Raw genomic sequence first — 19,780 nt, 5'->3', positions numbered from 1 at the left:
AACTGCGGGGCTTTTTCTATCTACACTCAGGACGACCGTTTCACAGACAGCCGCTGATCGCGCCAGTAGCATTGCTTGCGCCGGCGCCGCCTGCGCGGAAGCCGACCCACGTGCCCTTGCCGCTATACGACGGACGGACCACCGCTGCCGCGCCGTTGGGCGGTTGCTGGCCCGGGACGTAGACGTCCATGGCCTGATCGTTGGCCAGGATACTTTGCGAAACGACCTGCTGTTGTGAGCTATCCGCCCATTTCTGCGCGATGCAGGTTGCGACGGCGCGAGGCGGCTGCTGGCTTTGACCCACCGACTGAACCCCGGCCGGCGGTTGAGCCGCGCATGCCGAGATGGCAACAGTCAAAGCGATTAACGGTAAGTATTTCAACGTTATCTCCTCAGGAGTCGCTCAAGATTGAGCCGGGTGGTACGGAACGCCCCATGCGTCAAACGGCTCGGCGATCCGTGCTCCCCCAGGTTCCGGAAACAAGTCGTTAGCAGGTGTTTCAGTGCGGCGAACTTGTGCGAAGGAGTGGCTTGACAGCGGGCCACACGTTGTTGAGTAGCAGTGGCTGTGCCTGCTGCGTCGGGTGGATCTGATCGGCCTGGAACATATCCGGATTATCCGCGATGCCGGCGAGCAAAAAAGGCACGAGCGGCAGATGGAATTCCTTCGACAACTGGCCGTAGAGACCGTGGAACTTTTGCGTGTAGTCGGGGCCGTAATTGGGCGGCACGTACATGCCGACGAGCACGACCTTCGCGTGGCCTTGCTGCGCCTGTTCGATGATCGTGCGCAGGTTGGCCTCGGTCGTCGAGAGCGGCACGCCGCGCAATGCGTCGTTAGCGCCCAGCTCGACGATCACGATGCTCGGCTTGAGCCGTTCCATCAGCGCGGGCAGACGCGCGCGCCCGCCGCTCGTCGTGTCGCCGCTGATGCTCGCATTGGCGACGCTATAATCGATGCGCTCTTCGGCCAGACGCTGACGCATCAACGCGACCCAGCCCGTATCGCGGGGCAGCCCGTACTCGGCGGAGATGCTGTCGCCGAGCACGACGATCACCGGCTTCGCGGGTTCGGGCGCATTCGCCGCATGAGCCTGCAACGGTAACCAAACCAGCGCGGCGGCCATCATGGTCGCGCCGAATGCCGCAGTCAGCGCCGCGGCGCGAGCGGCGATGGCGCGCACTTTCAACCAACGCTTCACCATGCCAAACAGAACTGATCCAGTCATTGAAGTGCGGGGTTTGTGCAAGAGGGTTAAGGATGCGACGGGCGAACTCACGATTCTCGATGACATCGATCTTGCCATCGATGCCGGCAGCAGCGTCGCGATCGTCGGTGCATCCGGATCGGGCAAGTCTACGCTGCTCGGGCTGCTCGCGGGATTGGACAGCGCGAGCGCGGGCTCGGTTCGGCTGCTCGGCCGCGAACTCGGCGAGCTCGACGAGGACGGGCGCGCCGCATTGCGCAGCGGCGCGGTCGGCTTCGTGTTCCAGTCGTTTCAATTGATGCCGCATCTGACCGCGCTCGAAAACGTCACGTTGCCGCTCGAACTGCAAGGCGGCATCGGCACACGCGAGGCCTCCGCGCGCGCGCGTGAACTGCTCGAACAGGTAGGGCTCGGGCAGCGCACCGGTCATTATCCGAAGCTGCTGTCTGGCGGCGAGCAGCAGCGCGTTGCGCTCGCTCGCGCGTTCGTCACCCGCCCGAAGATCCTGTTTGCCGACGAACCCACCGGCAGTCTCGACGCGGCCACCGGCCACGCGGTAATCGATCTGATGTTCGAGATGAATCGCGCGCACGGCGCGACGCTCGTGCTCGTGACGCATGACATCGAACTCGCGCGGCGTTGCGACACCACGGTGACGATCGAAGCGGGGCGGCTCGCGTAATGGTCTGCCGGATCGCGGGCATGGGCTCGCGTACCGCCGCGACCATGTGGCCGTCGAAGCAAAAACAAAGCGGGCCGTAGCCCGCTTTGTTTTGTCCAGGGCGCACTATCGCGCACTTCAAACTTCCACTCAGCGCTTCAACGCAGCCCGCGCCCGCGCGATCAACGCCGACGTCGACGAGTCATGCTTCTTCACGTCGGCACTCGCCGCGCCCAGATCGGCTTCGACCACCTTGCCGAGGATCTTGCCGAGCTCGACGCCCCACTGATCGAACGGGTTGATGTTCCACACCGACGCCTGCACCAGCACCTTGTGTTCATAAAGCGCGATCAGCGCGCCGAGCGTGCGCGCGCTCAACGCGTCGAGCAACAGCGTCGCGGTCGGGCGATTGCCGGGGAACGTCAGGTGTGGCGCGAGTTCCGGCTTGTCGGGGCCGGCCACCTTCTTCGCTTCATCGAGCGTGCGACCCAGCATCAGCGCTTCGCTTTGCGCGAAGCAGTTCGCGAGCAACTTCGGATGATGGCTCGCGAGCGGATGCTCGGGCGTCAGCACCGCGATGAAATCGATCGGCACGATCGTGGGGCCCTGGTGCAGCATCTGGAAAAACGCGTGCTGACCGTTCGTGCCGGGCTCGCCCCAGGTGACCGCGGAAGTCGCATAGTCGACGAATGCGCCGTCGAGACGCGCGGACTTGCCGTTGCTCTCCATTTCGAGCTGCTGCAGATACGAGGGCAGGAAATGCAGCGCCTGCGAATACGGCGCGACCAGATAGCTCTGCGAGCCGAAGAAGTTGCGATACCAGATGCCGATCATGCCGAGCAGCACCGGCAGGTTCTTTTCGAGCGGCGCGGTGCGGAAGTGCTGGTCCATCTCGGCGGCGCCGGCGAGCAGTTCGTCGAACTGTTGCGGGCCGACCGCGATCATGATCGACAGACCAACGGCCGACCACAGCGAGTACCGTCCGCCGACCCAGTCCCACATCGAGAACACGTTCTCTTTCGCGATGCCGAACTTGACGACTTCGGCCGTATTCGCCGACACGCCGACGAAGTGCTTCGCGAGCGCGCTTTCCGGGCAGCCTTTCTGGATGAAAAAGTCGCGCAGCGAGCGCGCATTCGTCATCGTTTCCAGCGTCGTGAAGGTCTTCGACACGATGATCGCGAGCGTCTCCTCGGGATCGATCTGCTGCATCACGTTGTACAGATCGGCGCCGTCGACGTTCGACACGAAGTGCGTCGAGATCTCGGGCGTCGCCAGATGATGCAGCGCGTGCACGACCATCTTCGGCCCGAGATCCGAGCCGCCGATGCCGATGTTGACGACATGACGAATGCGCTTGCCGGTGTAGCCGGTCCACGCGCCGCTGCGAACCTGTTCGGCGAACGCGGCCATTTTCTTGCGCTCGGCCTGCACGTCGGCGAAGAACGGCGCCTTCGGGTCGGTTGCGCGCAATGCCGTGTGAAGCGCGGCGCGGCCTTCGGTCGGGTTGACGACTTCGCCCGCGAACATCGCGTCGCGGCGCTTTTCGACGCCGGCTTCGCGCGCGAGTTGCACGAGCAGTTGCAGGGTTTCGTCGGTGATGCGGTGCTTCGAGAAATCGGCTGCGAGACCGCCGCCCGCGAACGTGAAGCGTTCGGCTCGGGTGGGAGCGGGATCGTTCTCGGGGGCGAACCAGTCGCGCAGATGCGCATCGCGAATCGTGTCGTAATGCGTCTGCAGCGAGGACCAGGAGGGGAGCGAGTTCTGGGTCATAGCGTCCGTCTAACCAAGGGGCACGAAGGAAGGCGCGCGCATGAAGCGCGGCCGAGAATGATGCGGCGATTCAGTCAGAGCGATGCCACGCGGGCCGGTTCGCGAGCGGGTGCCGACGATACTTCGCGAAGCGGGTGAACTTCGCGAAAACGCGAGGCGGCGCACGCGCCCGCTGGAGTATCGCCGCGACCCGCGATCGATCCGACGCGCGGCGCAGGCAATCAGTATAGCGGGGATGCGTGGCGGGCAGCAGTGCGTTGCGCGCGCTCGCAATGATTGGGATGGCGATGTTTCACCGGTCTGAACGGGCGCCGCGAACAAGCCGCGCACGACACGTCCGTCACGCAGGCGTCGCCGAATAAAACAGCCGGTTCAGCAAGGTACGCACCATCGGTGCCAGCTCGCCGGCCGTCAAGCCCGCGGGACCTTGGCCCTGCGCGGTCAGCGTATCGGCGGCGAGACCGTGCAGATAGACGCCCGCGAGCGCCGCCTCGAAGCGCGGCAGGTGCTGCGCGAGCAGCGCGCCGATGATGCCGCCGAGCACGTCGCCGGTGCCGCCCGTCGCGAGCGCGGCGTTGCCGGTTGGGTTCAGCGCGAGGCGACCGTCGGGCGCGGCAATGATCGTGCCGACGCCCTTCAGCACGACGACGCTCGCGAAACGCGCCGCGAGCGCACGGGCGGCCGCGAGACGGTCGCGCTGCACGCTCGCCGCATCGCCGCCGAGCAGGCGCGCCGCTTCGAGCGGATGCGGCGTCAGGATGCACGGATCGCCTTGCACGCCGCGCGCGGTGAGTTCGGCGGCGAGCGCGGGGTCTTTGGCGATCAGATTCAGCGCGTCGGCATCGAACAGCTTCGGCACGTCGAGTTTCAGCACGTCGTGCAGGACGCGCGTCGCGCGTTCGCCATGCCCCATGCCGCAGCCGACCGCGAGTGCGTCCATCGAATCGAGCGGCAGCGTGTCGATCGGATGCAGCATCAGTTCGGGGTGCGGCGGATCGTAGGGCGGGGCGCCTTCGCCGAGCAGCGCGACGTGGACCTTGCCCGCGCCGCTGTAGAGCGCCGCGCGCGCCGCGAGGATCGGCGCGCCGCACATGCCGGTGTCGCCGCCGACCACCGCGAGGCTGCCGAAGGTGCCCTTGTTGGTCGCGAAGTTGCGCGGGGGCATGAACGGGCCGAAGAGGTCGGGGGCGCTGAGCTGGATCGCGGCGCGGGGGGCGCCTGTGGCGGCGTCCTGGCCACGGCCGCCGCCGTTGATCCCTGCGGCGAGCCCGATCGGTGCGACCGTCAGCCGCCCGGTGAGGTCGCGGCCCTGCGCGGTGAAAAGCCCCGGTTTCGCGCCGATGAACGTGATCGTGTGGGTCGCATGGACCGCCGCCGCGCCATTGCCGCCGATCACCGCGCCGGTGTCGCTGTCGAGCCCGCTGGGCACATCGAGCGCGAGCACGGCGCCTTGTGTCGGGCGCGTCTTCGTGCGCTGCGACAGCTGCCGCGCGAGCGCTGCGAATACGCCGTCGAGCGGCCGCGCGAGACCGATGCCGAACATGCCGTCGACGAGCCAGCCATAGCCGTCGAGCGAGGCGGGCGGCGCCGCGTCGATCGGCACGCCGGCGGCGCGTGCGGCGTCGAGTGCCAAGCGCGCGTCGGCCGACTTCACTTCGACCGGCATGCAGACTTCGACGGCGATGCCGGCCTTGTGAAGCTCCGTCGCGACGACCAGCGCGTCGCCGCCGTTATTGCCGGGACCGGCGACCAGCCACGCGCGCTGCTGCGATTTCGTCACCGACGTGTCCGCGGCGATCCGTTCGAGCAGCCAGCGCGCGGCCGCGTGACCGGCTCGCGCCATCAGCGTGTGCTCGGGCAGGGCCGCGGCGGCCTGGGATTCGGCGATCCGCAAGTCGGTCAGCGTCAGCAGCGGCAGCGCAAGCGGCTGCGGGTCGCTGAGTGGGGCTGTTAGCGGATCGAAAAGGGTGAGCAGCGAGTTTTCGGCGTCTGTCATGGCGAAACCTGGCGGTGCGCCCGCGGCGCGGCGGGTAGACGAGGGAATCGCTATGGTAGTGCCGATAGGCGCGCGGCGTGCGGCTCTTTCGGTGCGTGAGGTGGAGGAGGTGCGATGAACGCGAGGTGTCGACAGCGGGCTGTCAGCCCGCCATACCCGCCGGCAAGAGCGCGAACCCTTACTGGAACCGCTCCGGCCGCAACGCCGCGAGCGTGTCTTGCGGCAACGTCGGCGTCTGTCCCGACATCAGTTCCGCGACGAGCTTGCCCGCGCCGCAGGCGAGACCCCAGCCCGCGGGCCCGTGCCCGACGTTGACGAAAAGCCGCGGATGCAGCGCGTTGCCGATCACCGGCAAGCCGTCCGGCGACAGCAGTTTCACGCCTTCCCACGGCAGCGCCGCCGAAATGCGTGCGGCGCCCGGAATCCAGTCGTGCGTCGCCTGGCCGAGCATCGCGAGCGCCTCCTTGGTCAGCGCTTCGCCGAGCGGCTTGTCGATCTGGCTGGCGCTTTGCAGCACCGCGCCGCCCGCGATCCGCAACCGATGGTTCATGCGGCTGATGCCGATGCGCTTGACCGCATCGACGATCGCGACATGCGGCGCGCATTCCTCGTGCGCGATCGGCGCGACCAGCGAATGCAGCCGCAGCGGATGCAGCGGCAGCCTGAGCCCGGCGCGGTCGAGCAGCGCGAGGCTGCCGTAACCGGCTGCGACCACAACCGCGTCGGCCTGGACCACGTCGATTTCGCGCGAGCGGGGCGCGCTGTCGCGTGGCGCCAGTTCGACCGCCGCACGTTGATTTTCGAGCCGGATGCCCGTCACCTCGCAATTAGGCATGAACTGCACGCCGCCCTGCGTATCGAGCACCTGTTTGACGAGCTTGGTGAAAAGCGGACAGTTCGCGGTGCGCTCGTGCTCGAACAGCACGCCGCCGGCGAATTCAGGATCTGTGGGCACCGCATGCTCGAACGCCGCGCATTCGGCCGGGCTCATTACATGATGCGGCACCTCGAACTGGCCCAGCAGATCGAGCGCAGCGGCGCTCAACTCCCATTCGTGCGCGCTGCGCACGAGGTACAAGAGACCGCTCGCCTGTTCGAATTCGAGGCCGAAGCGGGCTTCGATGTCGGCCATCGCCTCGCGCGACGATTCGATCAGCGGCCGCAACAGCGCGTACTGGCGAGCGAACGCCGCAGGTTCCTGCCATGCTCCGAGCTGTTTGCTGAACTGCCGCGCGGCGCCGTTGAAGCCGGTCTTGCTGATCACGCCATTTTTCGCGTTGTAGCGGCTCGCCATGAAGGTCGGGCCGAACCAGACGTCGAGCGGCGTCGGCAGCACGGTGCCGCCTTGTCCGTAAGTGGCGCCTTGCGCGACGGTCGCGTGACGCTCGACGACGCATACCCGGTGGCCGGCCGCGCGCAGCTGATAAGCGGTGGCGACGCCCGCTACCCCGCCGCCAATGACGATGACATCCATGCTCTGATTCGATGTGCCGACGGGCGGCTCGCGCGCGTTCCCGCTGGCTGTGACATGCGGCGCGCCGCCGGGTGAAGCCCGGGCCACGTGCGCCGATCTGGTGAAACGCGAATGATAGCAGTCAAAGCACCCGCGCGGCGACGCGACGGGCACTCCGGCGGCGCCTCGCGCGGGCAAACGCGGCCCGCCGGCGCGACACCCCGGAGCCCGCTGGAAGCCCGTTCCCGGGGTATAATCTCGGACTTCCTTTCCGCCTCACGTCGCCTGCATGCGCGGCTCTCCGGCATCAATGAGCGACGCAACGTCAAGTCCCATGGCCCACTTCTCGTGTTTCCCCGGCGCTTCGGCCCTTTCCGATTTCCGTCAAACCCGCCTGCTCGACACGCTCACGCGCATCGACCCGAATATCACCGGCGTGCGCGGGCAGTATCTGCACTTCGTCAATGCCCAGACTGAACTGTCCGCTGAAGACAGCGCGAAGATCGAGGCGCTGATGCACTACGGCGATCCATTCGAAGAAGGCAAGGAACGTGGCGCGGTCGAGACCTTCCTCGTGGTGCCGCGCTTCGGCACCGTGTCGCCGTGGGCCAGCAAGGCAACCGACATCGCGCATCATTGCGGGCTCACGCACGTGCGCCGCATCGAGCGCGGCGTCGAATACTCGGTGACGCTGAAAAGCGGTCTGCTCGGCGGCAAGAAGACGCTGTCCGACGAGGCGCGCGCGGCGGTTGGTGCCGCACTGCACGACCGCATGACCGAGAGCGTCGCGCCGTCGCGCGACCATGCGCTGCATCTGTTCGACGAACTGCCGGCCAAGCCGCTGCAAACCGTCGACGTGCTCGCGAGCGGCCGCGCCGCGCTCGAAACCGCCAATGTGGAACTGGGCCTCGCGCTCGCCGACGACGAAATCGACTACCTGGTCGACGCATTCACGAAACTCGAGCGCAATCCGACCGACGTCGAACTGATGATGTTCGCGCAGGCCAACAGCGAGCACTGCCGCCACAAGATCTTCAACGCGGACTGGACGATCGACGGCGAGAAGCAGGACATGTCGCTGTTCAACATGATCCGCAACACCGAGAAGCTGAACCCGCAGGGCACCATCGTCGCGTATTCGGATAACTCGGCGATCATGGTCGGCGGCATGGCCGAGCGCTGGTTCCCGCGCACGCCAGCCGAACTCGGCGCGAGCGAATTGCCCGAGCACTACGGTCGCAGCGTCGAGCTTACGCACACGCTGATGAAGGTCGAAACGCACAACCATCCGACCGCGATCTCGCCGTTCCCGGGCGCCGCGACCGGCGCGGGCGGCGAAATCCGCGACGAAGGCGCGACCGGCCGCGGCGCGCGCCCGAAGGCGGGTCTCACGGGCTTCACGGTATCGAACCTCGAACTGCCGGACGGCGTCGAGGCGTGGGAAAACGCGCGCGACTCCGCACAGCCGCTCGCGCAGCGTAATCCCGCCGACCAGCACGAAGCGTACGGCCGCCCGGACCGCATCGCGTCGCCGTTGCAGATCATGATCGACGGCCCGCTCGGCGGCGCCGCGTTCAACAACGAATTCGGCCGGCCGAACCTCGGCGGCTACTTCCGCACCTACGAGCAGAATGTCGCGGGCCTCGTGCGCGGCTATCACAAGCCGATCATGATCGCGGGCGGCATCGGCAATATCTCCGACCAGCACACGCACAAGCACGATCTGCCGGAAGGCTCGCTGCTGATCCAGATCGGCGGCCCGGGCATGCGCATCGGCATGGGCGGCGGCGCCGCGAGCTCGATGGCGACCGGCACCAACACCGCTGAACTCGACTTCGACTCGGTGCAGCGCGGCAACCCGGAAATCGAGCGGCGCGCGCAGGAAGTGATCAACGCATGCTGGCAGCTCGGCGAGAAGAACCCCATCCTCAGCATTCACGACGTCGGCGCGGGCGGTCTGTCGAACGCGTTCCCCGAAGTGGTGGATGGTGCGGGCAAGGGCGCACGGTTCGAACTGCGCAAGATCCAGCTCGAAGAAAGCGGCCTGTCGCCGCGCGAAATCTGGTCGAACGAAGCGCAGGAGCGCTACGTGCTCGCGATCGCGCCGGCCGATCTGCCGGTGTTCGAGGCGATGTGCAAGCGCGAGCGCTGCCCGTTCGCGGTGATCGGCACGGCCACCGCCGAGCGTCAGCTGAAACTGATCGATTCAGAGCAGAACGAAGCCGCGCACCAGCCGGTCGACATGCCGATGGAAGTGCTGCTCGGCAAGCCGCCGCGTATGCACCGCGACGTGAAGCGCGTCGAGCGCGCGCTCGAACCGGTCGACGTCACCGGCCTCGCGCTGCCAGAGGTCGCGCAGAGCGTGCTGCGTCATCCGACGGTCGCGAGCAAGTCGTTCCTGATCACGATCGGCGACCGCTCGGTCGGCGGCACGACCGCGCGCGACCAGATGGTCGGCCCGTGGCAGGTGCCGGTGGCCGACGTCGCGATCACGACGATGGATTACGCGGGCTTCAGCGGCGAAGCGATGACGATGTCCGAGCGCACGCCGCTCGCCGTCATCAACGCGCCGGCCTCGGGCCGCATGGCGGTCGGCGAGGCGATTACCAACATCGCGGCCGCGCCGATCGCGTCGCTCGACAAGCTGAAGCTGTCGGCCAACTGGATGGCCGCGTGCGGTGCGCCGGGCGAAGACGCGGCGCTCTACGACACGGTCAAGGCGATCGGCATGGAGCTGTGCCCGGCGCTCGGTATCGGCATTCCGGTCGGCAAGGATTCGCTGTCGATGCGCACGCGCTGGGAAGACCGCGGCGTCGCGAAGGAAGTGGTCGCGCCGGTGTCGCTGATCATCTCCGCATTCGCGCCGGTCGAAGACGTGCGCAAGCACCTGACGCCGCAACTGCGGCGTGTGAGCGAAGTCGGCGAGTCGGTGCTGATCGCGATCGACCTCGGTCGCGGCAAGCAGCGTCTGGGCGGCAGCATCCTTGCACAGGTCACGCAGCAGGTCGGCGACACGGTGCCGGACGTCGACGATCCGGAAGATCTGAAGCGCTTCTTCAACGCGATCCAGGCGCTCAATAGCGACGGCAAGCTGCTCGCATACCACGACCGCTCGGACGGCGGCCTGTGGGCGACGGTCTGCGAAATGGCGTTCGCGGGTCACGCGGGTGTGTCGCTGAACGTCGACATGCTGGTACTCGATGCAAACCACGAATCGGATTACGGCGACGCGAAGGACTGGGCGAAGCAGACCAGCGGCCGCCGCGAAGACCGCACGCTGCGCGCGCTGTTCAACGAAGAGCTCGGCGCCGTCGTGCAGGTGCGCGCGGCCGATCGCGACGCGGTGCTGGCCGCGCTGCGCGAACATGGCCTGTCGGCGTGCTCGCATGTGATCGGCAAGACCAACGAGCGTGACGTGATCGAGATCTATCGCGATGCGAAGAAGGTCTACGAAGCGCCGCGCGCCGAACTGCATCGCACGTGGAGCGAAGTGAGCTGGCGCATCGCGCGTTTGCGCGACAACCCCGCCTGTGCCGACGCCGAATACGATTCGCTGCTCGACGCGGCCGACCCGGGCATCACGCCGGTGCTGAGCTTCGATCCGGCGGAAGACGTCGCCGCGCCGTTCGTCGGCAAGGGCGCGCGTCCGCGCGTCGCGATCCTCCGCGAGCAGGGCGTGAATTCGCATCTGGAGACGGCCTATGCATTCGATCGCGCCGGCTTCGACGCGTACGACGTGCACATGAGCGACCTGCTCGCGGGCCGCGCGAACCTCGCCGATTTCGCGGGTGCGGTCGCCTGCGGCGGTTTCTCGTACGGCGACACGCTGGGTGCCGGCGAAGGCTGGGCGAAGACGATCCGCTTCAACGCGCAACTGGCCGACATGTTCGCCGCGTTCTTCGGTCGTGAAGACACGTTCGCGCTCGGCATCTGCAACGGCTGCCAGATGATGAGCAGCCTCGCGTCGATGATCCCCGGCGCCGAAGCATGGCCGAAGTTCACGCGCAACAAGTCGGAGAAGTTCGAGGCGCGTTTCTCGCTCGTCGAGGTGCAGGCATCGCCGTCGCTGTTCTTTGCGGGCATGGAAGGCTCGCGCATTCCGGTCGCCGTCGCGCACGGCGAAGGCTTCGCGGACTTCTCGCAGCAGGGTGACAAGTCGAAGGTCGCGGTCGCGATGCGCTACGTCGATCACCGTGGTCAGGCGACCGAGCAGTATCCGTTCAACCCGAACGGTTCGCCCGAGGGCATCACGTCCGTCACGACGGCCGACGGTCGCTTCACGGTGCTGATGCCGCACATGGAGCGCGTGCATCGCGCGGTGCAGATGAGCTGGCATCCGCAGGGCTGGGGCGAGATCGGCACGGACGCGAGCCCGTGGCTGCGTGTGTTCCAGAACGCGCGTCGCTGGCTCGGTTGATGGTTCAGGGGGCTGCCGCCCGTGTGCGGCGGCCTCTGTTTGCGGCAGCAGTACGTTGACGCCCCGCAAGTCTCACAGCAACAAAAAAGCCGCCCACGGGCGGCTTTTTTGCGTTCCGGCTTCTTCAGAGCCGGGAGGCGGCGGACTGTCCAAAGACGATCCGCCCGCCGCTGACACTCACTGAATCTTCGCGTTCTTGCGCAGATTCTCTTCGAACGCCTGCAGCTTTTCCTGCTGGATCTGCTGCACGATCTGCGCACGCACCTGCTCGAGCGGCGGCGGCGTGACGGCGCGGATGTCGTCGACACGGATGATGTGCCAGCCGAATTGCGTACGCACCGGCGTGTCGGTCATCTGGCCTTTCTGCAGATGGGCGGCCGCGTCCGCGAATTCAGGCACGTAGGCCTTCGGGTCCGACCAGTCGAGGTCGCCGCCGTTCTTGCCCGATCCCGGGTCTTTCGAGTACTGCTTGGCGAGATCTTCGAAGCTTGCGCCGGCCTTGATCTTCGCGATCAGGTCCTTCGCCTGCTGCTCGTTGTCGACGAGGATATGGTGCAGGTGATATTCCTTGCCGCCTGCTTCCTTGACGAGCGCGTTGTAGCGCGCGGTGACTTCGGCGTCGGTCGGCTGGTTGTTCTTCACGAAATCTTCGATCAGCCCGCGCAACACGACGGTTTGCTGTGCGACCGCGATTTGCGCCTTGATGTCCGGACGGTTCGGCAGCCCGCGACGCAGGGCTTCCTGCATCAGGATCTCGCGATTCACGAGCTCTTCGCGCACCGCCTGCTGCAGCTGCGGCGTGTCCTGCTGGCCCTGGTGAACCAGTTGCTGGATCAACGCATCGGCGCGCGACTTCGGAATCGGCGTACCGTTCACGACGGCGATGTTCTGTGCGAATGCAGGTGCGGCCGCGAACGCAGCCAGCAATACCCAGAGGCGGGTTTTCTTCAAGGTCATCGAAAGGTTCCTAGCGGGGCAACAAAGCAAATTCTTCGGGCGTGTACGCCGTGATGGCAAGGGCATGAATGCCGCGCTGCATGGCATCGGCCAGCGCATCATACACCATGCGATGCCGCGCCACGCGGGGCTTGCCGGCAAACGCGACGGCCACGATCGTGACACTGAAATGCCCGCCGGCGGCGGCACCTGCGTGGCCCGCGTGCTGCGCGCTGTCGTCGGTGATCTGGATCGACTCGACGGGTGCGAGCGCGGCCGTGAGGCGCGCTTCGATCAGCGCGGCGCGCTCGGCGGTGGTGGCGTGCATGAACAGGTCGCTCATGTCATTCCTCCTTCATGTACTTCGACAGCCACAGGCTCTGTCCGACGATGAACACGAGCAGGCACCCGGTCGCGCCGAACAGTTTGAAATTGACCCACTGATCGGTCGTGTAGTGATACGCGACGAACAGGTTCAGAAGACCGAGCAGCACGAAAAACACCGCCCAGATCAGGTTCAGCTTGCCCCAGATCGCGTGCGGCAGCGTGATCTGCTTGCCCATCATCGCTTCGATCAGGTTCTTGTTGAAGCCGAGCTGCGACACGATCAGCGCGACCGAAAACGCCCAGTACAGCCCGGTCGGCTTCCATTTGATGAAGGTGTCGTTGTGCAGTACGAGCGTCGCACCGCCGAATACCACGACGACGCCGAGGCTCACCCACAGCATCGGGTCGACCTTGCGGTGGCGGAACGCCACCCACGCGATCTGCACCAGCGTGGCGACGATCGCCACTGCCGTCGCCGTGAAAATGCCCCAGATCTTGAAGGCGACGAAGAACAGGATGATCGGGAACAGATCGAACAGGAATTTCATTATCTGGTCGGGAAGTCGGAGAGTGAGTCGAACGGTGAGTCGAACATTGATGCGCGCCAGCCTGGCGTGCAAGGTGCGCGGTGCCCGCCGACGAGCGGGGGGTACCGCATTGAAAGGGCGCCGCGCGCGGTTTCGCGCCCCGGCGCCCAAAGCGGACAAGGCTGCTGCCGCGCCGCGTTACTTGGGCTCGAATTGTAACGCAGCCGAATTGATGCAGTAGCGCAGACCGGTTGGCGCCGGACCGTCCTCGAACACGTGGCCCAGATGCGCACCGCAGTTCTTGCACTGCACCTCGATGCGCAGCATGCCGTGCGAGCGGTCGGTCTTCTCGGCGATCACCTCGCCGTTGATCGGCCGGAAATAGCTCGGCCAGCCGCAGCCGGCGTCGAACTTGGTGTCCGATTCGAACAGCGGCGTGCCGCAGCACACGCAGTCGTAGAGGCCGCGTTCCCAGTGGTCGTTGTAGCGGCCCGTGAACGGGCGCTCGGTGGCCGCGTGGCGGGTCACCTGGTATTCGATGTCGGACAGCTCCTTGCGCCACTCGGCGTCGCTTTTCTGGACGGCTGGGGCGTCATGCTTGAGATCGTCGGGGTTGCTCATGGTCGGGTTCCTGTCTCGGGTTTGTACCGGTGTTTTCTGGTGGGACGGCCGTGGCGATTCAACTGCAAAGGCGCGTCATGACGAACAGCTCACTTCCAGTGAGCTTGCCCAGTCGGGCGGCAGGCCCGCATACGACGCGTATTCGGGCTGCTCGTCGAACGGACGACGCAGCACGGCCGCGAGCCGTTCCACCTCGGAGAAATCCTTCTCCCTCGCACGCTGGATCGCCGTTTCCGCCAGATGGTTGCGAAGTACGAATTTGGGGTTCACACGATTCATTGCAATGGCGCGCGCAGCGTCGTCGCGTGACTCAACGGCCAGCCGCGCGCGATAGTCGTTCGCCCATGCGTCGAAGGCGGCGCGATCGAGGAACAGGTCGCGTACCGGCGCATCGCCGCTCGCATCGTGTTTCGACAGGCGCGCGAGGTTGCGGAACGTCAGCGTGAAATCGGCGCGGTTCGTGTGCATCGCTTCGAACAGCCGGTTCACGAGCGCGTCGTCGCCGTCGCGCGGCTGTTCGAGGCCGAGCTTCGCGCGCATGCGATTTTCGAGCGCCGGCGCGAAGCGCTCCTTGAAGCCCGCGAGCACGTGCTGCGCTTCTTCGACCGCCTTGTCGGCGCGCACGCTTTCGTCGTGCTTCTCGCCGAACAACGGCAGCAGTCCCTGCGCGAGGCAAAAGAGGTTCCAGTACGCGATTTGCGGCTGCAGCCGGTAGGCATAACGCCCCTGCGTATCGGAGTGATTGCAGATGTGGCCGGCATCGAAGCCATCCATGAAACCGAACGGGCCGTAGTCGATCGTCAGGCCCAGAATCGACATGTTGTCGGTATTCATCACGCCGTGACAGAAACCGACCGCCTGCCAGTCGACCATCAGATCGGCGGTAGACCGTACCGCTTCGGCGAGCAGCGCCAGATACGGATCGTCGGCCTCCTTGCAATGCGGATAGAAGCGCTCGATGACGTGATCGGCCAGCGCGCGCAACGCGTCGACGCGATCGTTCGCATAGAAATGCTCGAAGTGGCCGAAGCGCACGAAGCTAGGCGCGACGCGCGTGACCACCGCGGCGGTTTCGATCGTCTCGCGCCGCACCGGCTGGTCGGAGCCGATCACGCACAACGCGCGCGTGGTCGGAATGCCGAGATGATGCATCGCCTCGGAGCACAGATATTCGCGGATCGACGAGCGCAGCACCGCGCGGCCGTCGCCCATGCGCGAATAAGGCGTGCGGCCCGCGCCTTTGAGCTGCAGTTCATTGCGCTCGCCGTCGTGTTCGAGCTCGCCCAGCGTGAGCGCGCGGCCGTCGCCGAGCTGGCCGGCCCACACGCCGAACTGATGCCCCGAGTACACCGACGCATAAGGCAGTGCGTCGGCCGGCCACTCGCGCGTCGCATTGCCGCAGAACAGCTCGAGGAAGCCCTGCTCGCGCTCGATGCCCTCGGGCATCCCGAGCCGCGCGGCGGTCTCGGCCGAGAAGCCGACGAGGTAGGGTGCGTCGAGCGGCGCGGCGGGCAGCCGCGTGAAGAAGGTGCCGCCGAGCCGCGCGAACGCGTTGGCTGGGGGTGTGGCGAGTGTGTTGGAAAGATCCGTCAATGCTGCGGATAAGCCTGCAAAGCTTGGGGAAAACGACATGTTGAGCGCCTCTGGATTAGCCGATATTGTAAGTCCGCGCCCGCGGCGCTGCTGGGCGGCCGCCTTCATCGTTCGGACCATGCTGCGTACGACGCCGCCACGATCCTGCATTTCGCGCTGTTCGGCGCGCTATGCGTTTCACGACCAGGTATTCAACAAACCCGACCGCAACCCCATCGACACACTGACAAGCCGAGGAGACCCCGCCTTATGACGACGCCGCTGCTGGGCCAGATGATGGACGTGCCGCTCACCGTATCATCGTTGCTCGCGCATGCCGCACGCCATTTCGGCAGCACCGAAATCGTGTCGCGGCGCATCGAAGGCGACCTGCATCGCTACACGTACCGCGATTGCGAGAAACGCGCGAAGCAACTCGCGCAGGCGCTTATCGCGCTCGGCGTCGAGCCGGGCGACCGGGTCGCGACGCTCGCGTGGAACGGCTACCGGCATCTCGAAGCGTATTACGGCACCACCGGCTTCGGCGCCGTGTGTCACACGATCAACCCGCGCCTTTTCCCCGAGCAGATCGCCTACATCATCAATCACGCCGACGATGCGTACGTGCTGTTCGACACGACGTTCGCGGCGCTGGTCGACACGCTCGCGCCGCAGTGCCCGCGCGTGCGCGGCTGGATCGCACTGTGCGATGAAGCGCATCGGCCGCCGATGCAAACGTCGGTGCTGTGCTACGAAACGCTGATGGACGGGCAGGACGGCGGCTTCGACTGGCCCGCGCTCGACGAGCAGCAGGCGTCGTACCTCTGCTATACGTCGGGCACGACCGGCAATCCGAAAGGCGCGCTGTATACGCATCGCTCGACGGTGCTGCACGCGTTCGGCGCGGCATTGCCCGACTCGATGAGCCTGTCGGCGCGCGACTCGGTGCTGCCGATCGTGCCGATGTTCCACGTCAACGCGTGGGGCCTCGCGCATGCCGGGCCGCTGACCGGCGCTAAGCTCGTGTTCCCCGGCAAGGATCTCGACGGCAAGTCGCTGTACGAACTGATGGAGAGCGAACGCGTCACGTGTTCGGCCGGCGTGCCGACCGTGTGGCTCGGTCTGCTGAACCACCTGCGCGAAACCGGCGCGAAGTTTTCGTCGCTCGAGCGCACGGTGATCGGCGGCTCCGCCTGTCCGCCCGCGATGCTGCGGGTGCTCGAGGACGACTACGGCGTGCAGGTGATCCATGCATGGGGCATGACGGAGATGTCGCCGCTCGGTACGTTGTCGAAGCTGAACTGGGAGCAGAGCCAGCGGCCGCTCGCCGAGCAGCGCAAGCTGCTCGAAAAGCAGGGCCATGTGATCTATGGCGTCGACATGAAGATCGTCGGCGAGGATGGCCGCGAGCTGCCCTGGGACGGCGTCGCGTTCGGCGATCTGCACGTGCGCGGGCCGTGGGTCATCGACCGGTATTTCCGCAAGGAAGACTCGCCCCTCATCGACGGCTGGTTTCCGACCGGCGACGTCGCGACGATCGACCCCGACGGCTTCCTGCACATCACCGACCGCTCGAAGGACGTGATCAAGTCGGGCGGCGAATGGATCAGTTCGATCGAACTCGAGAATGTCGCGGTCGCGCATCCGGCGGTCGCGGAAGCCGCGTGCATCGCGGGCGCGCATCCGAAGTGGACCGAGCGGCCGCTGCTCCTCGTCGTCAAACGCGCGGGGCACGACGTCACGCGCGACGAACTGCTGGCGTTCTACGACGGCAAAGTGGCGAAGTGGTGGATTCCCGACGATGTCGTGTTTGTCGACGAACTGCCGCACACGGCGACCGGAAAGCTGCAGAAGCTGAAGCTGCGCGATCTGTTCCGCGACCACGTGCTGCCGTCCGCGCTCGAAGACAGCCGCAACTGTCCGCTGACCCCCGAGGCCTAGGTGGAAACCCTATATTAGAATAAATTGAACGTTCGTGCTTTTTCAGTGTATTCTGCCTGCTGACCCCGGAACCGCCGCTTGAAAAAGTCTGACAATGAGCAGACGCGGTGACCCGGACGGGCGGCGCATCATGCGCCGCCTCAATGAATGCATGGATCGCACGGAGGCACGCAGATGGCAGTGGACTACACAACTCATGACGGCGTGGCCGTTCTCACGCTGAACAATCCCCCCGTCAATGGGCTCGGTCTGTCGACGCGGGCGGGGATCGTCGAAGGGCTCGAGCGCGCGCAGAACGATCCGGCCATCAAGGCCATCGTGCTGGCGGGCGCGGGCAAGGCCTTCTCGGGGGGCGCCGACATCACCGAATTCAATACGCCGAAGGCGACCCAGGAACCGACGCTCGCGACCGTCATCAAGGCCGTCGAAGGCAGCGCGAAGCCGGTCGTCGCGGCGATTCACAGCGTCGCGATGGGTGGCGGCCTCGAGCTTGCGCTGGGCGCGCATTACCGCGTCGCCGCGGCCGGCGCGCAGATCGCGCTGCCCGAAGTGAAGCTCGGCATCCTGCCGGGCGCGGGCGGCACGCAGCGTCTGCCGCGCGCGATCGGTCTGGAAGCATCCCTGAACATGATCGTGTCGGGCGCGCCCGTGCTGTCGGAAAAGCTCGCCGATTCGGGACTGTTCGACCAGGTCGTCGCGAATCCCGCCGAACTGGCCGAAGCCGCTCTCGCGTTCGCGCGCAAGGTCGGCGCGCAAGCGGGCCCGCATCCGAAGGTGCGCGATCGCAAGATCGAGCATCCGAACGCGGCCGGTTTCATCCAGTTCGCGCGCAATAGCGTCGCGGCAATCGCAAAGAACTTCCCGGCGCCGCATAAGTGCATCGACGCGGTCGAAGCCGGCGTGAAGGACGGCTTCGACAAGGGCCTCGCATTCGAGCGCGAATGCTTCATTGCGCTCGTGCAGACGCCGGAGAGTCATGCGCTGCGTCACGCGTTCTTCGGCGAGCGCGCGGCGAGCAAGATTCCCGACGTGCCGTCCGATACGCCCGTGCGCGAGATCAATCAGGTGGCCGTGATCGGCGCCGGCACGATGGGCGGCGGCATCGCGATGAACTTCCTCAATGCGGGCATTCCGGTCACGCTGCTGGAAACCAGTCAGGACGCGCTCGACCGCGGTCTCGCGACGATCCGCAAGAACTACGAGGCCACCGTCAAGAAGGGCAAGCTGAAGCCCGAGGTGATGGAGCAACGTCTCGCGCTGCTGAGCCCGACGCTGTCCTACGACGACCTGAAGCACGCCGACATGATCGTCGAAGCCGTGTTCGAAGAGCTCGGTGTGAAGGAGCAGGTGTTCGGCCGGCTCGATGAAGTCGCGAAGCCGGGCGCGATCCTCGCGTCGAACACGTCGACGCTCGACGTCGACAAAATCGCCGCGTTCACGAAGCGTCCGCAGGATGTGGTCGGCATGCACTTTTTCAGCCCGGCCAACGTGATGAAGCTGCTCGAAGTCGTGCGCGGCAAAGAGACCGCGAAAGACGTGCTCGCCACCGTGATGAAGCTCGCGAAAAAGATCAGGAAGACCGCGGTGGTGTCGGGCGTGTGCGACGGCTTTATCGGCAACCGGATGATCGAGCAATACCTGCGTCAGGCGCTCTTCATGCTCGAAGAGGGCGCATTGCCCGCGCAGGTCGACAAGGCCATCGAGAAATTCGGCTTCGCGATGGGCCCGTTCCGCATGAGCGACCTCGCCGGCAACGACATCGGCTGGGCGATCCGCAAGCGCCGCTATGTCGAGCATCCCGACATGCACTACTCGAAGATCGCCGACCGTCTGTGCGAGATGGGCCGCTTCGGCCAGAAGACCGGCGGCGGCTGGTACGACTACAAGGCGGGCGATCGCACCGCGTATCCGTCCGGCGTGGTCAACGAAATGATCGTCGAGTACTCGAAGGAAACCCACTCCGAGCGCCGCACGATCAGCGACGAGGAGATCGTCGAGCGTCTGGTGTTCGCGCTCGTCAACGAAGGCGCGAAGATTCTCGAAGAAGGCATCGCGTCGAAGGCGTCGGATATCGACATGGTCTATCTGACCGGCTACGGCTTCCCGCTCTATCGCGGCGGCCCGATGCTGTACGCGGATACGGTCGGGCTGTACAACGTCGAGCGCGCGATTCGCCGCTATGCGGCGCGGCCGAACGGCGACGCGTGGAAGCTCGCGCCGGGCATCGCGAAGCTGGCGGCCGAAGGTCGCGGCTTCAACGGCTGAGCACGGCCCACTTCAGCAGACGAATCGAGCGCTGCGGGTGACGCCCGCAGCGGCTCGCATCAAACGACAGAGGCGGCGCGGTG

Annotated in this window: 14 protein-coding genes; 4 read left to right on the top strand and 10 right to left on the bottom strand. The window is 66.1% G+C overall.

Going from position 1 to position 19,780, the window contains the following annotated elements:
- Positions 1-40: 40 nt before the first annotated feature.
- Together AB3X96_RS05745 and AB3X96_RS05740 are read right to left on the bottom strand one after the other, a co-directional pair.
- Entirely contained in the window at positions 41-382 is a 342-nt protein-coding gene (locus tag AB3X96_RS05745) for a hypothetical protein (protein WP_176108601.1), read from the bottom strand.
- Between the two features lie 118 nt (positions 383-500).
- On the bottom strand, positions 501-1,205 hold the full coding sequence (locus tag AB3X96_RS05740) for an arylesterase (protein ID WP_368588949.1): 705 nt from the start codon (positions 1,203-1,205) through the stop codon (positions 501-503).
- On the opposite strand from AB3X96_RS05740, the gene AB3X96_RS05735 reads away from it, so the two are divergent.
- Complete coding sequence (locus tag AB3X96_RS05735) at positions 1,204-1,890, top strand: ABC transporter ATP-binding protein (RefSeq protein ID WP_176108599.1); 687 nt, start codon at positions 1,204-1,206, stop codon at positions 1,888-1,890. The two genes, AB3X96_RS05740 and AB3X96_RS05735, sit on opposite strands and share 2 nt — an antisense overlap.
- A gap of 129 nt (positions 1,891-2,019) precedes the next feature.
- Here the strand turns inward: AB3X96_RS05735 and pgi are convergent, their stop codons facing one another.
- The 3 genes from pgi to AB3X96_RS05720 all read right to left on the bottom strand — a co-directional run bounded on the left by pgi (position 2,020) and on the right by AB3X96_RS05720 (position 7,112).
- Entirely contained in the window at positions 2,020-3,642 is a 1,623-nt protein-coding gene (pgi, locus tag AB3X96_RS05730; protein WP_368588948.1) for a glucose-6-phosphate isomerase, read from the bottom strand.
- A gap of 340 nt (positions 3,643-3,982) precedes the next feature.
- Positions 3,983-5,638, bottom strand: a complete 1,656-nt coding sequence (locus AB3X96_RS05725; protein ID WP_368588947.1) for an NAD(P)H-hydrate dehydratase — start codon at positions 5,636-5,638, stop codon at positions 3,983-3,985.
- A gap of 178 nt (positions 5,639-5,816) precedes the next feature.
- Entirely contained in the window at positions 5,817-7,112 is a 1,296-nt protein-coding gene (locus tag AB3X96_RS05720; protein WP_368588946.1) for an FAD-dependent oxidoreductase, read from the bottom strand.
- Positions 7,113-7,425: 313 nt separating this feature from the next.
- Between AB3X96_RS05720 and purL the strand changes: the two genes are divergently transcribed.
- Positions 7,426-11,508: a phosphoribosylformylglycinamidine synthase gene (gene purL / locus AB3X96_RS05715; protein WP_368588945.1), complete on the top strand. Its 4,083-nt coding sequence runs from the start codon at positions 7,426-7,428 to the stop codon at positions 11,506-11,508.
- 177 nt (positions 11,509-11,685) lie between these two features.
- On the opposite strand, the gene AB3X96_RS05710 is transcribed toward purL, so the two are convergent.
- The 5 genes from AB3X96_RS05710 to AB3X96_RS05690 form a co-directional block, all read right to left on the bottom strand.
- The gene (locus AB3X96_RS05710) at positions 11,686-12,465 is read right to left on the bottom strand and encodes a peptidylprolyl isomerase (protein ID WP_368588944.1); all 780 of its coding nucleotides are present in this window, start codon (positions 12,463-12,465) and stop codon (positions 11,686-11,688) included.
- Between the two features lie 10 nt (positions 12,466-12,475).
- Positions 12,476-12,787: a BolA family protein gene (locus AB3X96_RS05705; RefSeq protein WP_368588943.1), complete on the bottom strand. Its 312-nt coding sequence runs from the start codon at positions 12,785-12,787 to the stop codon at positions 12,476-12,478.
- A gap of 1 nt (position 12,788) precedes the next feature.
- Positions 12,789-13,319: a septation protein A gene (locus AB3X96_RS05700; protein WP_368588942.1), complete on the bottom strand. Its 531-nt coding sequence runs from the start codon at positions 13,317-13,319 to the stop codon at positions 12,789-12,791.
- 177 nt (positions 13,320-13,496) lie between these two features.
- Positions 13,497-13,919 (bottom strand): peptide-methionine (R)-S-oxide reductase MsrB, encoded by a 423-nt coding sequence (gene msrB / locus AB3X96_RS05695; protein WP_368588941.1) that lies wholly within the window; start codon positions 13,917-13,919, stop codon positions 13,497-13,499.
- A gap of 75 nt (positions 13,920-13,994) precedes the next feature.
- A complete protein-coding gene (locus AB3X96_RS05690) occupies positions 13,995-15,551 on the bottom strand; it encodes a YdiU family protein (RefSeq protein WP_368588940.1) in 1,557 nt (518 codons plus the stop codon).
- A 210-nt stretch (positions 15,552-15,761) separates the two neighbouring features.
- Here AB3X96_RS05690 and AB3X96_RS05685 point away from each other — a divergent pair, with 210 nt between their 5' ends.
- Both AB3X96_RS05685 and AB3X96_RS05680 read left to right on the top strand, forming a co-directional pair.
- Positions 15,762-17,432, top strand: coding sequence for a 3-(methylthio)propionyl-CoA ligase (locus AB3X96_RS05685; protein WP_368588939.1), 1,671 nt, complete (start codon positions 15,762-15,764; stop codon positions 17,430-17,432).
- 174 nt (positions 17,433-17,606) lie between these two features.
- A complete protein-coding gene (locus tag AB3X96_RS05680) occupies positions 17,607-19,697 on the top strand; it encodes a 3-hydroxyacyl-CoA dehydrogenase NAD-binding domain-containing protein (RefSeq protein WP_368588938.1) in 2,091 nt (696 codons plus the stop codon).
- Positions 19,698-19,780: the final 83 nt, after the last annotated feature.

Source organism: Paraburkholderia sp. BR13439 (assembly GCF_040948805.1).
Taxonomy (GTDB): Bacteria; Pseudomonadota; Gammaproteobacteria; order Burkholderiales; family Burkholderiaceae; genus Paraburkholderia; species Paraburkholderia youngii.
The sequence above is the reverse complement of the archived record's forward strand: the minus strand, read 5'-3'. Positions and strand labels throughout refer to the sequence as shown.